This is a genomic window from Nitrospirillum amazonense (genome assembly GCF_029594735.1).
In the GTDB taxonomy this organism is placed as follows: domain Bacteria; phylum Pseudomonadota; class Alphaproteobacteria; order Azospirillales; family Azospirillaceae; genus Nitrospirillum; species Nitrospirillum amazonense.
In genome coordinates this window covers 372,285-392,035 of the sequence record NZ_JARPAF010000001.1, presented here as the reverse complement: position 1 = coordinate 392,035, position 19,751 = coordinate 372,285, and the positions used below count along the sequence as shown (strand labels likewise).

Sequence of the window (19,751 nt, the reverse complement as noted above, 5' to 3'; positions counted from 1 at the left end):
ATTCAATAGCGACGGCCCCCACCGTTCCTCTCACCGGGCATGCTGAATGGCCGGTTGGAATCCGGCCCCGGCACACCGCTTATGGGTCACGGGGACGGAAATGGCATCGATACGGTGTATCGGCCATCATTCCGTCACAAAAGTGTGAGGGTGCTCACATCCTTTTGACGCGCCTTGCCCGATTTTCACCTACTGTTTTGTAAATTCCCTGCGGGCCACCGCCAGGCGGTGACCCGCTCGGTGATTTCAATACTGGAGATTGAAGTTTATCAGCCGGAAAGCGATCGCGACCCACCACACCAGGGCCAGGGCGGCCAGGAGAACCAACGCCCCCACCTTCCGCCACATCCCGGAATGCCGTCGCCACTGCGCCATCGTTGAAAGTATCGCCAGCCCCGTGGCGCCACACAGCAGCAGCAGCGTAACGCCTTCCAGAACGTAAGTGATGCCGTCGGTTCTGGCCGAGAAGTAGGTGAAATCGGCGGACAGGACGGAAAGCAACACGGGATAGGCCGCCAGGGCCGCGATCAGGGCCAGGCTCAACAGCTTCGGGACCCGGTGGTCCAACCATTGTGCACGCGGCTTGTTCTCCAGGCCATAAACGCGCCGGGCCAGCGCACCCGCCGGCAGCGCGAGGCCATGGAGCAATAGCACGGCCAGCGCGCCCACTAGGCCGGGCATGATCCAACCCGGTGAACGCCACCAGGGAACAGGCAGGAAGGCGATGGGTGCCGCGACATCAAAGCCCAGCAGGGCGGGGCGCCCCTCCGGCGGCAGAACCTGCATCCTGTCCCGCATGTCGTCCGATCGCCAGAGATTGGGGGCGATCTCGCGCCAGCGCGCCGTGCTACGCGTAGGGATGGAAAAGCTGACGCTGCCATCGCCGTTGTCGTGAATGGCGACGGGGGCCAGAAGGTCTGCCACGCTCAACCACGATGCCGTGTGCCGTTCCGATAGTCCCCAGTATCCCGACAAGGCCTTGGCATCATCGCGAACCGTTGCGGGCGGGGCATCCGCGACGGCGGGACCGTACGCCGGGGCCATGGGCGCCGCCGGGAAATATCGGTCCATGAAGCCGTTGAACAGGGCGTTGTGGATCCTGGTCGCGGCCTCATCGTTCCCGGCACTGTTGAGTGAGATGAAGATCCCCACCCCGTCATCCAGCAGCAGGTGAAGGTCGCTGTGGAAGAACTGGGTGCCGCCATTGTGGGCAATGGACCGATGGCCATTCCGGGTCGTCTCGTAAAAGCCGGTCGCCATCCCGTTCAAGGCGGGGAACACTTTGGGCTGGAGTGCGTGCATGGCACTCGCCGACTCTTCCGTCAGGATGCGGCCGTCCGCCAACCGGCCCAGCTGAAGGTGAGCCAGCATGAACTTCGCCATGTCCGTCGCGGTCGACGTCAAGGCGCCGGCAGGCGAAGGTCCGATATATTCGTAATAGCCGGGGGCCGCGCTGGCCGTGATGTATCCCTGGCTCAGGCTCGGGCGCCAGGCCTCCGGCACCGGCTGGTCGAAGGTGGACCGATCCATGCCCAGGGGGCGCAGGATATGCTGGGCCGCATAGGCGGCGAAGCCCTGGCCGGAAATGCGCTCAACCACATAGGCGGCCAGGGCCGTGGCGTAGTTGGAATAGGCGGGGACGGCGCCCGGCGCGTAGATCCGCGGCGGTAGCCGCGTCTTCACATAATGTTCCAGGCTTTGAGGCGGGTACCGTCCCATGATGTCCTTCAGCACATCCTCGAAGCCGCTCCTATGCGTCACGATGTTCCGCATGGTGATCGGCCGGCCGTCATAGTCGGGGATGTGGAAATCCAGATAGCGATTGATGTCCGCGTCCAGGTCCAGCCGGCGCCGTTCCACCAGTTGCATGACGGCTGTCCACACGAACAGCTTGGAGATGGAACCAGGCCGGATGAGGGTGGTGTCGGCGGCCATGGGCGTGCGGCTGTCCATGTCGGCATAGCCGTAGCCTTTGGCCAGAAGCAGCTGCCCATCCTTCACGATGCTGACGACACCGCCGGCGATGTCGCCCTGCTGGATGGCATAGGGCAGCAACCCATCCAGCCAAGCCTCCGCGTCCCCTTGTGTCAGGGCCCGGGCCGGCTGCCCACCCTGCGGCGCCGGAGCCTCAGGCTGCGACCAGGCCATGGGGGCCTGAGTGGCCGATACCAGTATCGACAACAAGGCCCCGCGCAGCAAAGTGATGCAGCGCCGTTTCATATGATTGCCCTTCATCGGCAGTCCTTGTTTCAGAGTGCGCTGACAGATGCCCATCATTCCGGTCCCGCCTTTCCCGCCCGCGCGAATGGCAGATGGCGCGTGCGCGCGGAATGCAGCACGAAGCCCGACGACCAGCCATGGGGAAACCACAGCACCGCGCCGAAGGCTGCGGGGTCGGAGCTGGGCCGCATGTGCAGCCAGGATCGGCCAATGGCCGTCAATTCGAAGTCGGACACGCCCCAGGCGTCCCGAAACTGCACGATGGCGGCGTCACCCTGGGGTTGGATGGTGGCCGAAAGCCCGCTCTCTTCGCTTTCATACTGTCCGGCCAGCGCCGCCCAATCCGGCGTTTCGTCTTCCGTCGGTGCGGGGAGGCGGTGGAACAATTCCTCGCGCCCCCCGAAGCGCAGGCTGACAGAAGGCTGCCCGTCCGCCCACTCGCACCGCAGGCGTATGGTGCCGATGCCGCTGAGGCCGGTCACCAGGCTGCCATCCGTATCAAGGATCAGCGCCACCGGCGTGGCATATTTGGCGATCCGCAGGCACAAGGCCCCGTCCTGGTGTTCCAAGCTGTACAGGAAACCTGTGTCGGCGCTGACGTAATCGCCCAGCCACGCCGCGAAATCCTCCAACAATGGGCGCGGCGCGGGCGGGTCCAGTTTGTCCGCCAGGACGATGTCCATCACGCGATCCGCAAGTGCCGTTGGCGACGCGCCCGGCGCGCCGTTGCTGAGGATGATGATGTCGAGATCCTCATCCACGGCGGAAATGAATTCGGATGCCCCACCGACCACGCCGCCGGGATGCCGCCATATCGCCATTCCCCGGTAGGTGATGGTCATCAGCCCCAGCCCGTACCAGCCGGACGCGCCATCCCCGTCCGGTTGGGACTGAAGCAACTGCCCCCAACTTTCCGGCGCCCCGAAAGCGTCCCGCGAACGCAGGTGCGCGGCCCAGGCGAGCATGTCGTCCACGGTGGAAACGATGCCACCCTCGCCCAGGATTTCCAATGACGGGTAAAGGCCCCGCCGCCACTGGCCATTCACCAGCGGCGCCAGGTGCATACTGGCCATGCCGGGCGTCATCACATGATCGCTGGGCGCCAGCGTTGTGGATGACATACCCAGCGGATCGAACAGGTGGCTTTTGAATAATACGTCCAACGGCTGCCCCGTCACACGCGACGCGGCCAGCGAGACCAGATGGTAGCCGCCATTGTTATAGATCATCGCTTCCCCCGGGGGGAAATTGGCGCCAGTCTGCCGCAGCAGCGTCCGCAGGCCGCAGCCCTCTGGCGCGGCAACCATTCCGTGACCGATAAAACCGAGGTCCAGGTGGCACCGCGTTCCGCCACGGTGCTGCAGCAACTGGCGTAGCGTTGGCAGGGCATTGGTCCCCGCCAGCTCCGGCAGATACATGCCGATCGGATTGTCGAGCTGGAGTAGGCCCTGCTCTTGGAGCAGCAGAACCAGCAGCCCGAGGAAATGCTTGCTGGTGGAACCGATCCGCATCCGGGTGGTGGTGGTATTGGCGCAGGCCGTTTCCAGGCTGGCCATGCCGAACGCCCGCCGGTAGATGGGACGCCCGCCGCGCTGAACCCCCACCACCAGACCCGGGCAGTCGCTCCGGTTCCAGGGCGCGAACAGCGCGTCCAGTTGCGACGGCAGTGTCGCCGCCTGATCCATGATAGTCGTCATTGGGGAACCCCGTACGTCATGGGCGAACACCCGGACACTTCGGATGAGGTGTCCGGGCGAGACAGGGATGGTGAATTCCGGTGTTTCAGTAGTCGTAGCGCAGGGTGATCCCGACCGTGCGCGGCCGGCCCAATATCTGCCGCTGGTCCGGCAGCTCCGTATCCACTTCCAGCAATTGCTTGGTATTAAAGATATTGGTGGCGAATATCTCCGCCTGCAGGCCGCTGCTCACATCCATGCCGATACGGGCGTCGACCACGGTGAAATTGCCGGCGGGTTGCGCCTCCGTCGAGGCCCCCGGGAAACGGTTGAGGTAGCCGGAAATGTAGCGGACATCGACCCTGGCGAAGGCGGACTTGTCCACCACCGGGAAATCGTACTGCGCCCCACCCTGCACGCTCCATCGCGGGATACCGGGCAGCCGGTCTCCCTTCTTCCCGCCTATCCCGGTTGAGGGCGGGGAGTCGCTTTGTAGGGTGGCGTCGGTGAAGGCCCCCGATGTGTTCAGGGTCAGGCTCTTGGTGACCCGCCAGGAGAAGTCCATTTCCAAGCCCCGGCTGCGGGCGTCGCCGGCGTTGCTGGCGAATGAGAACCCGCAATTGGGCAGCAGGAAGCCGGTCTGAATGTCCGTCCAGTCGATGTAGAAGGCCGATGCGTTCAAGGATGCGCTGCCGCCGGCCAAGGTCCGCTTGACTCCCGCCTCGTAACTCCACAAGGAGTCCGAGTTGACCGACGACGGCGCCCTGGTAAGGCCGATGGCGGCGAGGTCGGCCGCGCATGTGCTTGGCAACGGCTGGTTGGGCGCGCCGAGCCGGAAGCCCTTGGCGGCGCGGGCGTAGTAAAGGCTGCCCTCTTCGGGCTTATATTCCACCTGGAAGCTGGGCGTCGGCACCGTTTCCTCGGTGCGGACCGAATAGGACGTCACCACGTTGCCGTTGAGGGCGCCGTCCTGGAACGCGTCGGTCGTGAGCGTGTAGTTCGCGACACGCAGGCCGGCGGACAGCTTCAGGCTTTCAATGGGGCGGTAGGACAATTCGCCGAAGCCGGAAAGCTGTTCACCCACGTTGCGATCGTTCTTGTGGAAAAGCGAGGAGCCTGCCGCCACCGGACTTCCCAACAAGACCGAGGTGAACTCCGGCAGGGATTGGGCCGTGCCATGCCAGGCGGCATCCTGAATCGCGTGAGCGGTCGTACGCGAATAAAAGCCGCCGAGCAGGATGCCGAATGGGTTGAGGGCATCCGACGAGAACCGGATTTCCTGGCTGAAGTTCTTGTTCTCGTTGTCGTCATCCAGGGATATGGGCGCCCCGACGAAAGAGGCGGAGACGTCCCGATACTGCACCTGGCTTCGGTTCAAATACGCCGTGACGGAGGTCAACCTGCCGAACCCCAGGTCATAATTGATGAGGGCGTCGTAAAGCTGATAGTTGTCTTTGAGCATTTCCGGCAGGAAACGCGACTGGGTATACGTGCCCAGGGTAGGCATATTTTCCGGCAGACCATTGGCCTTGGAACGCTGCGCCAGGGCGGTGAGAACGACCTCCAATTTTTCCGTGGGCTGGAAGGTGACGCCGGCCCGGACCCCATCCACATTGGCCGCGTTGACGTCATCCACCGACCGCGCCGGCACGCCGAACGAGGACACGCCCACATCCGCCCACGACGCCCCGCCCAGGGCGGCCACGGGCGCCGACGGGTTGGGAGAGCCCGGAAACCGGTCCTTGATGAAACCGGCCTCGTGATAGTGATAGCCGGCGACACGCACGGCCAACGTGTCGCCCAGCGGCGCGTTGACCGCGGCGGCGACCTCATTGCCAAGGCCGCCACCAGCCGTCGACGACAGGGAGGATTCCGCCTTGACCTGCCATTCACCGATCTTGGCGCGGTTCGGCACCACCTTCACCGTGCCACCCATCGATCCCGCGCCATACAGCGTGCCCTGCGGCCCGCGCAAGACCTCGACCCGCCCTACGTCGAAGGTACGCAGATCGGGAAAGCCATTGGCGTTGATGCCCAAGCCGGAACTGACGGGCACCTCGTCGATATAAAATGCCACCGTCGGGTTCTCGGACCCCACCACGGTGGAAATACCGCGAATGACAATCTGGTTGCGCGCGGGGCCACGGTCCTGGATGACGACGCTCGGCTGCGCCAGAAGATAGTCTCCCATCCCTACCAGGCCGCGCTTTTCCAGGTCGGCCCCAGTCAGGGCGGTGATGCTGATGGGAACATCCTGGATACGTTCGGCACGCTTTTGCGCCGTGACGACAATCTCATCCAGCTGAAGACCGTCGCCCGTGTCCTGGGCAATCGCCATTGCGGGCGCCGCAGCGATCATCAGCGCGCCCAGTCCCCCACCCAGCAGCCTTTTCCGGTTTGGCGCCAAGGCGCTCGCCCTGCCCTGTTGTCCCCTCAATGAAGCCTCCATTCGGTGTTTTATGGTGGCATTGTTAAATAAACCTTGGCGAACCCGTGTTTGATCGGCCGTCAAATTTGTTTGCCCCAGCATGGGAGTGCTGCGCCCGATGGATGCCCATAAAACAAATCCCCGCGAGTTTTTTATACTCGTGGGGATTCCAGTATTCGACTTTCCTATAAATAATAGAATACGCCCCGAAAGACAGAAGACGGGTATCGATCTGCTCCAGTGGCTGTGGCGCCTCGTTGAAACTGCTGCTCATGCAAGTTTGTCGGCGGTTACCGCGACTTTCGTATGGCACGCCCTGGCCTTTGCCTTTTCGGTTCGCGCGTCAAATATGAAACCGAGGAAGTTCAGCAAGGTCTGAGCAGCAAGAATCGATGTGCTGCCGGTGGCATCATAATCGGGTGCCACCTCCACGAGGTCCATACCGACAATGTCGTGTCGATTAGCGAGGTGCTGGAGCATTTCAAGCACCTCATAGTAGAGGAATCCGCCATGACTTGGGGTGCCCGTACCGGGCGCAATCGACGGGCAGAATCCATCAATATCCAGCGTTACATAAACCCGAGCGCCTTCGGGAATGCGCGCAATAACAGCTTCCGCCCCCAAGGCGCGCACTTGTCGGACTGAAATGATATCCGAACCCAGCGCCCGAGCCTCTTCATACCCATCCCTGGCTGTAGAGGAGACGTTGCGAATGCCCACCTGGGTCAGGCCCGTCACATAGGGTTTCTCCGCAGCCCGGCGCAGTGGATTGCCGTGGCCAAAGCGTACGCCATGGCGCTCATCCACGAAGTCGAGATGGGCATCTATATGGAAGATGTGAAAACTGTCACGGCCTTCATAGGCGTCAATGCAGGGAATGTTGATCGAATGATCGCCGCCGATCACGATTGGTAAAGCACCAGCATCCAGAATCGCCTCGACGCCGGTTCGAATATTGGCATGGCTTTGAATTGTGTCGGTATGAATGATGTCCGCATCGCCGATATCAACCATCCGAACGTCGGGGCCAAGGTAGATGCGATCATCCTCGTGATCATATGCACCCGCATGCCCGAAACTGAACAGCGTAGACGCTTCCCGCACCGATCGCGGCCCAAACCGTGCGCCAGCGCGATATTGCGTGCCGGCGTCGAATGGCGCGCCAAGGATGGCGACGTCGGCATCGATCCGGGACCAGTCCTGCACATAGGGACTTTTCCCGAAGGTGCAGATGCCGACGAAAGGCAGGTTCAATCTCCCCGCTTCATATGCGTGACCGCTCATCAGTCAAACTCCACAATCTGAGGCAATCGACAATTTAGGTGGCCGCGACGCGGGAAAATGATCGCGAAATTTTAACCTTACCCTGCCGATCCCCTGGGTCGAATTAATAACTTCTAAGGCCATGGGCGGCGGATTTCCTTTGCGAACACCTTAAATTTATTTGAGATACCACGCGAACCTGAGCATCGAGGGCCCACCACCGGGCTGGCGAGGTGACTGTCATCGCATCGCAAACGAAGCAAATTGGAAATCAAACGCGCGTTTGCGCGGACTGCCTAAAGATGTCTGAGGCAACCTTTCGAAGAGCGTTCGGACGGATTAGGAACGGGTGGAGGCTCCATATGGAAAATGTGCAGAAGCGCGGCGTTATCTACGTCCGGCTCGATCGACCGTGACCTCCAACTTGGCCATAGAAGGCGCGCTAGTGGAGATCGACGCTGTTGCTTTGTCAAAAGCGTCACGCATGATCGGCTCGATCTGATGGCAGCTAACCAAAGCGGCGCCGGCGTGCATCCGGCTCAGGGCGGATCAGGGGCTGCGGTGCCATGGCCGTCCAGTCCACGGGGATGGCTCACGGTCGTCATCTTTTTCGTAACGGCGATCCTTTCCTACACGGATCGTCTCATATTCAGCCTGCTCGTCGATCCGGTGAGAAACAGCCTCGGCATTTCCGATTTCCAGGTCGGCCTCGCGCAAGGCACCTCGTTCGCGATCATTTATGCGCTGGCGGGCCTGCCGGCAGGCCGGCTGGCCGACATCGCCAATCGCCGCAACCTGCTGCTCATCGGCATAATCATCTGGAGTACCGGAACAGTCCTATGTGGCCTGGCCACCGGCATGGCTTCACTGATCGTGGCAAGGATATTCGTCGCTGCTGGTGAAGCTATTCTAGCACCAACAGCCATATCGATGATCTCCGATCTTTTTCCTCAGGAACGCAGGGGCCGCCCGATGGCGGTTTTCCTATCCGGGATGAACGTGGGAAGCGGCTTGGCGATCGTCATAGGTGGAGGGGTTTTGACGCTCGCTCAGTCCGGGGCTTTCAATAGTCTTGGTGGCGGCCATTTCACGCCGTGGCGGACGACACTCGTGCTCATCGGCCTTCTTGGCTTTCCGGTACTGGCTCTGCTCCTGCTCATTCGCGAGCCGCAACGAAGAGCCGGTCAAGGCCAATGGAAACGCCCATTCACGGTCGTGCTGAATGAAATGTGGGGCCGATGGAGGCGTCTTCTTCCCATATTTGTGGCATTAGCGGCTTTGGCGGCCGTCGATTTTGCGCTGATCAGTTGGACGCCGACGCTGTTGCTGCGCGAATTCTCTTCCTCCGCCTGGGAAATTTCCAATGGCTTTGGACTGGTGGTCCTGATTTGCGGCTTTCTGGGAACGGTAATCGGCGGATTTGCCGCTGATAGACTATTTATCAGGGGCGGTAACGTGCTTCGGCTTCGCTTCGCCGCCGTGTTGGGATTGTCGGGCGGACTTTCGCTCATCCTCCTTACAACTGCTACCGCCGGATATGTCGTTGCACTAAGCGGATTTTGGCTCTTCGTTTCCGCTGTCGCGACAATCTGTGGCATCGCGACTGCCCAAGATATTGTCCCGGACGATGCCAGAGGCTTATGCATCTCATTCATCAGCATGGGGAATATAAGCCTAGGGCTGGGAGTTGGCGCCTCGCTGCCCGGCGCTCTGACCAGTGGAGTGATTGTGCGCATTTCCGGATTGTCATGGGCAATCGCAGCGGCCGTGGTTCCTTTGGCGCTGATGGCTGCATTGCTCTTCGGCGCTAGCAACCGGACGCCTCAGGGACACTAACGCATGCCGCGCCGCGAAAATCCCCTCCCTGAGAAGGGCATAGAAGCAGTGGATATTGCTGCGGAATCATTCCTTCGCCAGATGATCGAGGCGGAACACTTTTCGGGCGTTGTCATGGTAGCCCGCAATGGGCAGGTTCTGCATAAACGCGCTTATGGTCCCGTGTCCGAACATTTCAAAAATCGCGCCGCTGATCGCTTCCATGTCGCGTCCATAACCAAGCAGTTCACGGCTGCCGCGATGATGCAATTGATTGAAACGGAAATGGTGCAGCTTGATGGACGGATCAATAAGTTCCTCCCGGAGCCTCACCGATCGGCGATCTGGGAGACTGTCAGCGTGCAACACCTCCTGTCACATACTAGCGGCATCCCCGACTACGCCGTAACACGCGATTATTATGATGTTGTCGATGGCTGGGCCTTTGGGAAGACCATGGACGGGATGATCCGCGAGGCGATGACGCTTCCGCTCGATTTCGAGCCGGGGACGCAATTTCGCTACTGCAACCTTGGCTACACCCTTTTGGGCGAAATTATTGAGACCCAGACGGGCCTCCGTTACGCGAACTATATTAAGCAGGCGCTCCTTGATCCTATGGGAATGGAGAATTCGCAGATCCATGATGAGCGCTATATTCCTACGTTGGACGATGCGATCGGCCTCCGATGGGATGATGAGCTAGGTTGCCATGTGAGAGATGACGTAGCGTCCCTGCCTGTGACACCCGCGGATGGCGGGTTGGTGACAACGCTTGACGATTTCGCTCGTTGGATAACGGTCTACAAGTTTATGGAGCATCCCAAGCTATCGACCGCCTCTCTCGAGCGCATGCTTGCCCAGGCGGCGCCATCTGATACATATCGTTGGCCCGAGCGGAACATCCGGGGTCAAGGTTTCTACGGCTTGGGACTCATGCGAAGCGGTGACTTGATCATGCATGAGGGGTCTATCGTCGGCTTCAGGAGCTTCTTCTTGTACAGCCGCGATGATGATCTCCTGATCGCCGTCTTTTCCAACAATACTTACAATAATGTTTTTCATATTACCTCTGGTCTTCTCGGGATTTTTGGCTGATCGACTGGACAAATTACCTCGCTCCGCCTGCACCGTAGGTTGGGTGGCTGTAAATCGACACTGATCGCGCCGGTTCACGACCCTGGTGACGAAGCCCGTCCATGGCGACCCGGTGGCGGTGGGTTGGGCCATGGTCACCGTCGCCCTACCGGCAAGCATCGCCGGGCTGGCGCTGTTCACACGCTCCCGCACCGCCGCGCGGCGCTGAAACCCTTCATGCAAGACACGGGGAGAACGAGAGTGCTTGAGGATGTGATGCTGGATGATACGGTCAAAGGCTTCCCGCCGCACCAGCAGGCCCTCCTGTCGCAGGTGGGCGGCCGGGGGTGGAACCTGCTGCGCGGGGATATTCCCCTGCCCGCCGCCGTCATCAAGCTGCCGGCGCTGGAGCGCAACTCCCGCTGGATGCAGGCTTTCGTCAAAGACGCCCAGGCGCTGCTGGCCCCTCATGTCAAGACCACCATGTGCCCGGCCATCATGCGCCGCCAGTTGGCCGATGGCGCCTGGGGTGTCACGGTGGCCACCGTCCAGCAAATGCGCGTCTGCCGCCGCTGGGGCGCGGGGCGCATCATCCTCGCCAACCAGCCGGTGGGTGACGCCGAACTGGTGGGCATCGTCGAGGAACTGCGGCGGGATCCCGGGTTCGACTTTTACTGCCTGGCGGATTCACCGGCCGGCGTGGCGCTGCTGACCCAAGCGGCCCTGCGGGTGGGGCTGGAGCGGCCCATCCAGGTGTTGGTGGAACTGGGCTACACCGGCGGCCGCACGGGTGCTCGCGGCGTGGACGCGGCCATGACCGTGGCCCGCGCCATCCACCAGGCAGGCCCGGTCCTGGCCCTGGCCGGGGTCGAGGGATTCGAGGGCATGCTGCCCGTGGCCGCCCCTCTCGGCCAGCCAACCGTGACTCAGTTTTTAGCCGACATGGCGACCCTGTACCGGCGCTGCCGTGACGAAGGGCTGTTCGGCGTGACGCAGCCCCTGCTGACCGCTGGCGGGTCCATCCACTACGACCTCGTGCTGGAAGCGTTCGCCGGGCTGGACGCGCGTGTCGTCACCCGTAGCGGCTGCTATGTCACCCAGGATTCCGGCATCTATCAGAAGGCTCATGACGCGCTGAGGGCCAAGCGGGCGACGGCGGGTGGTTTGGAACGGGCGCTGGAGGTCTGGGCCTACGTCCAATCGCGACCCGAACCAGGGCTGGCGCTGCTGGCCGCCGGCCGGCGTGATTTCGGGACGGACGCGGGCCTGCCAGTTCCCCTGCTGCTGTCCCGCGCCGGCGCAGCGCCGGCATCGGTGGATGGGATGGGATGGGAGGTTGTCGGCGTCAACGACCAGCACGCCTACCTGCGCATCCCGGTGGATGCCAACCTGAAGGTGGGCGACCGCGTCGGCCTGGGCGTGTCCCACCCCTGCACCACGCTGGACAAGTGGCAGCTGCTGCTGGTGGTCGATGATGACTACACGGTGGTGGATGCCTACCGGACTTATTTCTGATCGGCGCGCCGTCCCCGGACCAAACCCAGGGATGGCATGATCATGATGTCGGGGTGGGGGGTGTCCATTAACTCGTCATGCAGGCGCTCATCAGGGCCCGAACATGGGCACAGGGCCACCGCCTCTTCGCGGCCGGCCACCGTGTATGCGCGCGCCATGGTGCTCATAATCGGCCCGGCCTCGAAGGCCGTTCACAACGCCCAGGTTTGTTAGTCAATGCGGGACTTGGACGCCGATCGGCGCGGCGTCCATTTGATTCTATTCAAGTTGGCGGGGTCAGCGGGTAGCGCCGGTTTACAATATTGGGCTGACGCCGAACTGAAACCCAGCTGTCTCCGTCAATCCCGATCCGGCTCCAATCTGCCGTAGCCTCGCCAGATGCGGCCCCTGGGCGGCCGTATCCAGGAAGGACCCGGTAATGCTGTTGCGGGCCAGTTGCACCAGCTGCGCCCGGTCCAAACCTAAGGCCCCCGCAACCCGCACGTAATTGTCCAGCAGATAGCCGCCGAAATAAGCCGGGTCGTCGGCGTTGATCGTCGCCTTCAGCCCCAGGTCCAGCATGCGCCGCAGGGGATGCGCCTTCAGGCTGGGCACGACGCAGAGCTTGAGGTTAGACAGCGGGCACACCGTCAGCGTCGTGCCCTGGTCCACCAGGCGCCGGGTGAGGTCCGCATCCTCCAGCGCGCGGTTGCCATGGTCCAGGCGATCCACGCCGAGAATGTCCAGCGCCTGCCAGACATAGTCGGGTGGCCCCTCCTCCCCCGCGTGGGCCACCAGCTTCAGCCCCCGCTCCCGTGAAGCCTGGAACACCCGGGCGAATTTCGACGGCGGGTTGCCCACCTCGGATGAATCCAGTCCCACGCCGGCGATGCGGTCCAGATAGGGTTCCGCCGCCGCCAGGGTAGCAAAGGCTGATTCCTCATCCAGGTGGCGCAGATAGCAGAGGATGAGCCGCGAGGTGACGCCCAGCTCCCGCTCCGCCGCGGCCATGCCGGCCAGCAGGCCGTCGGCCACGACCTGGAAGGGGATGCCCCGGTCGGTATGGGTCTGGGGGTCGAAGAAGATCTCGGCATGCACGCCGCCATCGGCCGCCAGCCGGCGGAAATAAGCCATCGCCAGGTCGTGGAAGTCCTCCTCCGTGCGCAGGACCTGGGCACCCTGGTAATAGATGTCCAGGAAGTCCTGGAGGTTGGTGAAGGCGTATGCGGCCCGCACCTCCTCCACCGTGCGGAAGGGCAGATCCACCCGGTTGCGGCGGGCGAACGCGAACATCTGCTCCGGTTCCAGGCTGCCTTCGATGTGCAGGTGCAGCTCCGCCTTGGGCAGGGACCGGATGAAATCAGCCGAGGCCGGGGCAAGGGTATTGGTCATGGTCGCTCCTGATCCCCGGGGGCAACCCCCGGGGATCGCTGGTCTTCAGAAATGGGTAGACAGTTCCACGCCGTAGGTGCGCGGATTGGTGAACACGCCTGCGTAGCCGTTGACGTTCACGGCGCTGGTCAGGACGGAGGCGTCGGTGATATTGCGCACCCAGGCCGCGACCTGGGTGCGGCCGAAGCGATAGCCCGCCCGGGCCCCGCCTTCCCAATACCCCTGCCCTTGGAATTGCGGCTGGACGAAGCTGGTCAGCTGGAAATTCTCGTCGCCGCGATAGGTCCAGTCGGTACCCAGGAACAACTCCCGCCCGCCGCCCAGCGGATAGGTGTAGTCGGCCGTCAACGAGGCGGTCCATCGCGGGGCAAAGGGAAAGGGCTGACCGGCGATGTCCAGGGGGTGGCCGGGGTTGCGGGGATCGTCCACCTCCGTTGGGCCCTGGATCTCGGTTTTCACAAAGCCGAGATTGGCACCCAGCAGCAGGCCGTCGGTCACCTGCAGCTTGGTTTCCAGTTCGAAGCCGGTGCCGATGCCTCCCTTAGCGTTGATCAGGCGGATGATTTCCTGGCCCGCCGCCAGGTTGCTGTACGCCACCAGTTGCTGGTTGCGATAGACGTAATGGAAGACCGACAGGTCGGTGCGCAACCGCCGACCGAAAAAGTCGCCCTTCACCCCCGCTTCGTACGATGTCACCGTCTCGGGATCCGCCTTCTGCAGCGGGTCAAACATGGCCTGCCCCGTGATCACACCGGCGTGGTACCCCTCCGCCACCCGGGCGTAGAGGTTGATCTGATCATCCAGGCGATAGGCCACGCTGCCATCGTAGGTGAATTTGCCCCAGCGGCCGTCGGTGCTGGAAAACCGGGGCAGGAACCAGGGGCCAGGGCCCCGGCCCGCCACCTTGTAAAACGGATCGGTGGCGAAGTTGGGGAAGGCCGCGAGGTCGGTGGGCTTGGGCGTGAAGGAGGAGGAGTCCTGCCAGAAGTCCACCGCGTCGACGGTGTAGCGCAAGCCGGCCGTCAGGATCAGGCGCTCGATGGGGGAATAGCTGGCTTGGCCGAAGGCCGCACCGCTGTGGCTGCGCTGGCGCGCCCGCTGATAGGCGCCGAAGCCAGGCATGCCATCCGCCGTCTGGAAGCTGTTGTTGGCGGTGGTGTTCCAGTAGTTCAGATCCTCGGAGAAATAGTAGAGACCACCCTGCCAGCCAAAGGGCCCGCCAGGGCTGGAGGCCAGACGCAGTTCCTGTGTCACCTGTGTCAGCCCATCGACATCGGAGGCGTTGACCAAAGCCGGCCGGGGGGAGCCGTCGACATCCCCCACGCTGAACATGCTGCCGGTCAGCCAGGCGGTGATGGAGGTAAGGGTGACGTCGTCGAATTCATAGGCAGCGTTCAGGGTAACACCACGCGTGGTCACCTTCTGCCGGTTGTTGTTATCGCTCTCCTCCGCGATGTCATACTTGTCGAAGGGCAGAACGCCGACGGTCTCATCGGTGCCGGCGCCATGGAACAGCGTGGACGTGCCATCCAGTGAGCGGCCGAAAGCCTGGACCAGGGCGGTGAAGCGCTCGCCGGGCTTCCACTGCACCTGCACCCGCGCCGCCAGATCGTCATAGCCGTCCAGCTTGTTCCCCGTGACCACATTGCGCACCCACGGGTCGCGATGCTGATACAGGACGGACGCCCGGGCAGCGAGGCCGTCGCCCAGGCTGCCACCTACCGCCGATTCCGCGGTGTAGCTGCTGAAGTTGCCATAGGTGACGTCGGCATAGCCCCCGGTCGCGTCCGTGGGCTTGCGGGACACCAGATGGACGGCGCCCGCCGTGGTGTTCTTGCCCCACAACGTCCCCTGGGGGCCGCGCAACACCTCGACCCGTTCCAGGTCGAAAGCCGGCATGCCCTTCAGCACCGGGTTCTCCAGCACCACGTCGTCATAGTACAGCGCCACCGGCTGCGAGGCGTTCAGGGTGAAGTCTTCGTTGCCCAGTCCACGGATATAGAAGCGCGGATAGACGCGGCCAAAGGTGGACTCCGCGTTCAGGTTGGCCACGCGCCCGGACAGCACCCGGATATCATCACCCGACACCGCCAGGCCGCGCATGTCGTCGCCGTTCATGACGCTGACGGACAGCGGTACCTGCTGCAGGTCCTCCGTCCGTTTCTGGGCCGTGACCACGATTTCCTCCAAGACGGGCGGGCCGTCCGCCGTCTCCGCCGCCCGCGCGACCGCCACCCCTTCCCCCGCCGCCAACGCCACCAGCGCCGCCGCCGTCGTCACCTTCATGAGTCTCATCATTTTAACTCCCACCGTTCATGCCCTGTCCGTTGCTGCCAAGCCATCATCCTGGCGGCGCAGTCTATTTTGATTAAACGTTTCATTTTTTTGGCGCCAAAAGGCATGCCCAGCGACTCACTGTCGCCGAGCTGGCTTATTGTATTTCCAATGCTTACCTGGCATTTATCGCCCGTCAAGGTGGGATTATGATTTTTTAATCGATTCATAAAACCCAAGACCCCAGGAGCCTGTGCCGCCCTTACTTTATTGGCTCCAACCATGCCGCTTCCCATTTGCAGCGGGATTCGGCTGAATTACGCCACAAACGATTAACCAGCCCCGTCACTCCAGAGATCCCGATGACCAAGGACGAAAACAACGGCAAACGCCCCACCCTGAAGGACGTGGCGCTGGCGGCGGGCGTGTCGGTGGCGACCGCGTCGTACGCGCTGAACGACGTCGGTTCCGTGGGCGGGGATACACGCCGCCATGTGCTGGAGGTCGCGGCACGCCTGGGTTATCGCCCCAACCTCAGCGCCAAGGCCATGCGCACGGGCAAGACCAGCGCCATCGGCCTGATCTTGCCTGACCTCACCAATCCCTTCTTCCCGGCCCTGGCGCAGAACGTCGTGCATGCGGCACGGGAAAGCGCCTACAGCGTCTTCGTCACCGACACGCAGGGCTCGCCCGAAGCCGAGCGCGCCGCCGCCCAGGCCCTGATCCAGCGCGGGGTGGACGGCCTGATCTGGTTTCCCATCAATGACGAGGACACGTTGGCCGACCTGACCGGTGGCCTGCCCGTGCTGGTGCTGGACCGCGACAATCCCCGCCACGACCTGATCCAGATCGACGTCGACTCCGGGGGGCGCATGGCGGCTGAACGGCTGATCCGGGCGGGGCACCGGCGCATCGGGGTTATTTCCGGCCCGACTGACGTGCGCAGTTCCCGCCAACGATCCGAGAGCAGCGCCGAGGTGCTGCGCCGGCACGACGCCCTAGCCTGGCACCTGCACAATGCCTATTCCTTCGACCTGGAGCCGGCGGTGGCCGCCGCGGTGGCGGACGGGTCGGCCACCGCGCTGTGCGTGGGCGCCGACCTGATCGCGCTGGGCGCCATCAACACCCTGCGTCAGCGGGGCCTGCGCGTCCCGGAGGACGTTTCCATCATCGGGTTCGACAACATTCCCTACGGCGCGCTGGCCTTTCCCGGCCTGTCCACCATCAACATCCCGGTGGAGGAAATGGGGATCGAGGCGGTGAACACCCTGCTGCGCCGCATCGCCAAGCCAACGGAGTCCCGGCGCCGGCTTGTGTTCGATGTGACCTACGTCGAACGCGGCACCGTGGCGCCCCCACCCGCCCCCTGACACCCCATCCTTTCCCGATGGGCAGTGGGCAGAGCCGTTCTTCATGACATTTAAGTGAAACGTATAAGTTGACATTGCGCATCTGTCGTACTTTAAATATGAAACGTTTCATCACGAGCCCGCAATGGATCGAAGCACCGCGGCGGGGGGCCGTGGGGGATCACATGGGGGCCGAAACCAAAAAGGGGTATTGGGGCATGAAGCGGATGATCGGGCGCCGGACGGCGAGGCAGGGAAATGGACTGACTAGGGCGGCATTGGCGGGTGCGTCACTCTGGATACTGGCCGGGGCGGTACCCGGCACAGCCAGAGCGGCGGATGCGACCGGGGCCGACGACACCCCCCTGGATGAGATCGTCGTCACCGCCCACAAGCTGGGCATTGGCGAGACGCGGGCCAACAGCATCGTCGACGCGGAGGCCATCAAGGAACTGCCGCCCGGCCTGGATCCCCTGAAGATGATCAACCGGGTGCCCGGCGTACTGGTGGGGTCCAGCGACGCCATGACCGGCAGCTTTTCCATGCGCCTCAGCATGCGCGGGCTGAACAAGGAGCAGATCGGCGTTTCCGTCGACGGCATCCCCAACGGCTCCACCCTGTCCAACGGCGGCACCATGCCGTCGCGCCTGATCGACGGCGGCAACCTGGAACGCATCTCCGTTTCCCAATCGGCGGGTGAGATCGGCACGCCGTCTAACCAGGCCCTGGGCGGCTACATCGATTTCCAGAGCCGTGATCCCGCCGCCACCGCCGGCGGCGCGGCGGAGCTGTCGGGCGGCGACGTCGGCTACCGCCGCGCCTTCGCCCGCCTGGACACGGGCGAAATCGCGCGCGGCCTGACGGCCTATGTCAGCTATTCGCACGAACAGTTGAACACCTGGCCGGGCGCCCAATCGGGCGAGAGCAAGCGCGACCATGTCGATTTCAAGATGGTGAAGGAATTCGATAACGGCGCCAAGGTGAAGGCCAGCTTCAGCTACAACGACCTGTCGGATAACGATTACGACGCCGTGGCGCTGCGCGCCGTCAGCGCGCCCTTCTACAAAGCCAACTTCGAGACCAATCCAAACACGGATGGCCTGACCGACACCTGGACCGGCGACCCCAACATCGACCAGAACAACCGAAAAACGCGCGGAATCGACAGCCGCGAATACTTCAGCCACATCGATGTTTCCACGCCCGTGACGGACAGCATCTCCTTCTCCGTCAAACCCTATTACCATCATGAAGAAGGGGCGGGTTGGTTCTATGTGCCATACGTCCAGCTACCGGCCAACGGCCAGCTGTACAGCGCGGTAGCGCCCGGCGGCAAGGCCACCGGCACGGTGCAGGAGTGCTACGCCAACCAGTATGCCCACACCGCCAGCGGCGCGCTGATCCCGGTGGCGGCGGTCACCTACCCCGGCGGCACCAGCGCCGCGGCCTTGAAGGCCGCCGGCTGCCCGGCCGCTGCCAAATACCAGATGAATCCCACCAGCCAATGGGGCGCCCGCGAAGCCTCCCGCCGCAAGGGCGGCTATGAGATGGATCGCGAGGGCGGCCTGAGCGAGCTGAAGGGCACTATCAGCGATAACCAGGAACTGCGCGCCGGCATCTGGGTCGAGCATATCGACCGCGCCAAGACCCGCAATTGGTACAAGGTCACCGATCCCAAGATCGGCGACGACTACAGCGATAGCGGCCTGTACTCCATCACCCAGGATCGCCACTACGCATCCGACACGCACATGTACTACGGCCAGTACAAGCTGCGCTTCCTGGACAGCAAGGCGGAGGTGTCGGCCGGCCTGACCTATCAGGATTTCGATGAGACCTACCGCTCTCCCGTGGAATTCGCCGGCACCCGGGAACTGAGCGTTCATTCCGACGTGCTGCCAAAGGTGGGCCTGCTGTACCACCTGACCGACAGCCTGGAACTGTTCGCCAGTGGCTCGCGGAACTTCAGCGCCCTGCCCGACAGCGTGTTCGAGGGCACGGCCGCCATCGACAGCAAGAAGGGCATCCAGCCGGAGACCTCCACCAACTACGACGTGGGCGCCCGCTGGGCCCTGGGCAATTTCGGCTTCTCCGTCCAGGGCTACTGGATCGATTACGATAACCGCATCTCAATCCAGAACGGCAACCCGGACGGCGACATCTTCAGCCGCGACGCCACCACCACCTTTCTGAACCAGGGCGGCATCACCTCACGCGGGGTGGAACTGACCGCCACCGCCCAGTTCGGCAGCGTCGACCTCTACGGCAACTACGCCTTCAACGATGCCTTCTACAAGGTGGCCACGCCGGCGGAGGGCATCAGTAAGGGCGACCCGGTGCTGGGCCAGCCGCGCCACAGCCTGTATGGCGAGGTGGGCTGGCGCCCCATCGACCCGCTGCGCCTGATGGTCAACGCCCGCTATGTCGGCCGCCAGGCTGGAACCTACGGCGCGGTGCAGAACACGGTGGTGGCAGGCGGCCCGGCCTATTACCCTCGGGAATACATGCCGGCGTATACCTTGGTGGGCCTGTCGGCGACCTATCGCCTGGACGACAACTGGGTGGGCCCGCTGCACGACACCGAGATCGCGGTGAACGTCGACAATCTGCTCGACCAGCACTACCTGGCCGGCATCGGCATGGAACTGACGACCAGCAATCCGCTGACGTCCGGCCGCTATTTCCTGGGCAGCCCGCGCACCTTCGTCGTGACCCTGCGCACCAAATATTGAGCCTGACAAGTAGAGCCTGACCGGGCCCCGC

The 19,751-nt window shown here is 63.1% G+C and carries 13 protein-coding genes; 6 read left to right on the top strand and 7 right to left on the bottom strand.

Going from position 1 to position 19,751, the window contains the following annotated elements; translation table 11 throughout:
* Positions 1-246 precede the first annotated feature (246 nt).
* The 4 genes from P5F91_RS01465 to P5F91_RS01450 form a co-directional block, all read right to left on the bottom strand.
* Positions 247-2,220: a serine hydrolase domain-containing protein gene (locus P5F91_RS01465; protein ID WP_277906260.1), complete on the bottom strand. Its 1,974-nt coding sequence runs from the start codon at positions 2,218-2,220 to the stop codon at positions 247-249.
* 53 nt (positions 2,221-2,273) lie between these two features.
* Positions 2,274-3,905: a serine hydrolase domain-containing protein gene (locus tag P5F91_RS01460; protein WP_277906259.1), complete on the bottom strand. Its 1,632-nt coding sequence runs from the start codon at positions 3,903-3,905 to the stop codon at positions 2,274-2,276.
* A 97-nt stretch (positions 3,906-4,002) separates the two neighbouring features.
* Positions 4,003-6,255, bottom strand: coding sequence for a TonB-dependent receptor (locus tag P5F91_RS01455; RefSeq protein ID WP_277906257.1), 2,253 nt, complete (start codon positions 6,253-6,255; stop codon positions 4,003-4,005).
* A 339-nt stretch (positions 6,256-6,594) separates the two neighbouring features.
* A complete protein-coding gene (locus tag P5F91_RS01450; protein ID WP_277906256.1) occupies positions 6,595-7,608 on the bottom strand; it encodes an agmatinase in 1,014 nt (337 codons plus the stop codon).
* A 480-nt stretch (positions 7,609-8,088) separates the two neighbouring features.
* Between P5F91_RS01450 and P5F91_RS01445 the strand changes: the two genes are divergently transcribed.
* The 4 genes from P5F91_RS01445 to P5F91_RS01430 all read left to right on the top strand — a co-directional run bounded on the left by P5F91_RS01445 (position 8,089) and on the right by P5F91_RS01430 (position 11,994).
* The gene (locus tag P5F91_RS01445) at positions 8,089-9,423 is read left to right on the top strand and encodes an MFS transporter (RefSeq protein ID WP_277906255.1); all 1,335 of its coding nucleotides are present in this window, start codon (positions 8,089-8,091) and stop codon (positions 9,421-9,423) included.
* 3 nt (positions 9,424-9,426) lie between these two features.
* Positions 9,427-10,500: a serine hydrolase domain-containing protein gene (locus tag P5F91_RS01440; RefSeq protein WP_277906254.1), complete on the top strand. Its 1,074-nt coding sequence runs from the start codon at positions 9,427-9,429 to the stop codon at positions 10,498-10,500.
* A gap of 85 nt (positions 10,501-10,585) precedes the next feature.
* On the top strand, positions 10,586-10,708 hold the full coding sequence (locus P5F91_RS01435) for a hypothetical protein (RefSeq protein ID WP_277906253.1): 123 nt from the start codon (positions 10,586-10,588) through the stop codon (positions 10,706-10,708).
* A gap of 32 nt (positions 10,709-10,740) precedes the next feature.
* Positions 10,741-11,994, top strand: coding sequence for an amino acid deaminase (locus P5F91_RS01430; RefSeq protein ID WP_277906252.1), 1,254 nt, complete (start codon positions 10,741-10,743; stop codon positions 11,992-11,994).
* Between the two features lie 294 nt (positions 11,995-12,288).
* Here P5F91_RS01430 and P5F91_RS01425 read toward each other — a convergent pair whose 3' ends face one another.
* From P5F91_RS01425 to P5F91_RS01415, 3 genes are read right to left on the bottom strand one after another with little or no spacing between them, the layout of a single operon-like run.
* On the bottom strand, positions 12,289-13,365 hold the full coding sequence (locus P5F91_RS01425; protein WP_277906251.1) for an adenosine deaminase: 1,077 nt from the start codon (positions 13,363-13,365) through the stop codon (positions 12,289-12,291).
* 45 nt (positions 13,366-13,410) lie between these two features.
* Complete coding sequence (locus tag P5F91_RS01420) at positions 13,411-15,663, bottom strand: TonB-dependent receptor (RefSeq protein ID WP_277906250.1); 2,253 nt, start codon at positions 15,661-15,663, stop codon at positions 13,411-13,413.
* Positions 15,660-15,923 carry a hypothetical protein gene (locus P5F91_RS01415; protein WP_277906249.1) on the bottom strand — a complete coding sequence of 88 codons (264 nt, stop codon included), beginning with the start codon at positions 15,921-15,923 and terminating at the stop codon, positions 15,660-15,662. Before P5F91_RS01415 ends, P5F91_RS01420 begins: the two co-directional genes overlap by 4 nt.
* A gap of 78 nt (positions 15,924-16,001) precedes the next feature.
* On the opposite strand from P5F91_RS01415, the gene P5F91_RS01410 reads away from it, so the two are divergent.
* Complete coding sequence (locus P5F91_RS01410) at positions 16,002-17,009, top strand: LacI family DNA-binding transcriptional regulator (RefSeq protein ID WP_277906248.1); 1,008 nt, start codon at positions 16,002-16,004, stop codon at positions 17,007-17,009.
* Between the two features lie 197 nt (positions 17,010-17,206).
* A complete protein-coding gene (locus P5F91_RS01405) occupies positions 17,207-19,720 on the top strand; it encodes a TonB-dependent receptor (protein ID WP_277906247.1) in 2,514 nt (837 codons plus the stop codon).
* Positions 19,721-19,751 lie beyond the last annotated feature (31 nt).

Bases quoted from the DNA above. Each gene is read 5' to 3' on its own strand.
- P5F91_RS01410 (WP_277906248.1), top strand. From the start codon at position 16,002: ATGACCAAGGACGAAAACAACGGCAAACGCCCCACCCTGAAGGACGTG.
- P5F91_RS01420 (WP_277906250.1), bottom strand. From the start codon at position 15,663: ATGATGAGACTCATGAAGGTGACGACGGCGGCGGCGCTGGTGGCGTTG.
- P5F91_RS01455 (WP_277906257.1), bottom strand. From the start codon at position 6,255: ATGATCGCTGCGGCGCCCGCAATGGCGATTGCCCAGGACACGGGCGAC.
- P5F91_RS01405 (WP_277906247.1), top strand. From the start codon at position 17,207: ATGAAGCGGATGATCGGGCGCCGGACGGCGAGGCAGGGAAATGGACTG.
- P5F91_RS01415 (WP_277906249.1), bottom strand. From the start codon at position 15,923: ATGGTTGGAGCCAATAAAGTAAGGGCGGCACAGGCTCCTGGGGTCTTG.
- P5F91_RS01460 (WP_277906259.1), bottom strand. From the start codon at position 3,905: ATGGATCAGGCGGCGACACTGCCGTCGCAACTGGACGCGCTGTTCGCG.
- P5F91_RS01440 (WP_277906254.1), top strand. From the start codon at position 9,427: ATGCCGCGCCGCGAAAATCCCCTCCCTGAGAAGGGCATAGAAGCAGTG.
- P5F91_RS01465 (WP_277906260.1), bottom strand. From the start codon at position 2,220: ATGAAACGGCGCTGCATCACTTTGCTGCGCGGGGCCTTGTTGTCGATA.
- P5F91_RS01445 (WP_277906255.1), top strand. From the start codon at position 8,089: ATGGCAGCTAACCAAAGCGGCGCCGGCGTGCATCCGGCTCAGGGCGGA.
- P5F91_RS01450 (WP_277906256.1), bottom strand. From the start codon at position 7,608: ATGAGCGGTCACGCATATGAAGCGGGGAGATTGAACCTGCCTTTCGTC.
- P5F91_RS01425 (WP_277906251.1), bottom strand. From the start codon at position 13,365: ATGACCAATACCCTTGCCCCGGCCTCGGCTGATTTCATCCGGTCCCTG.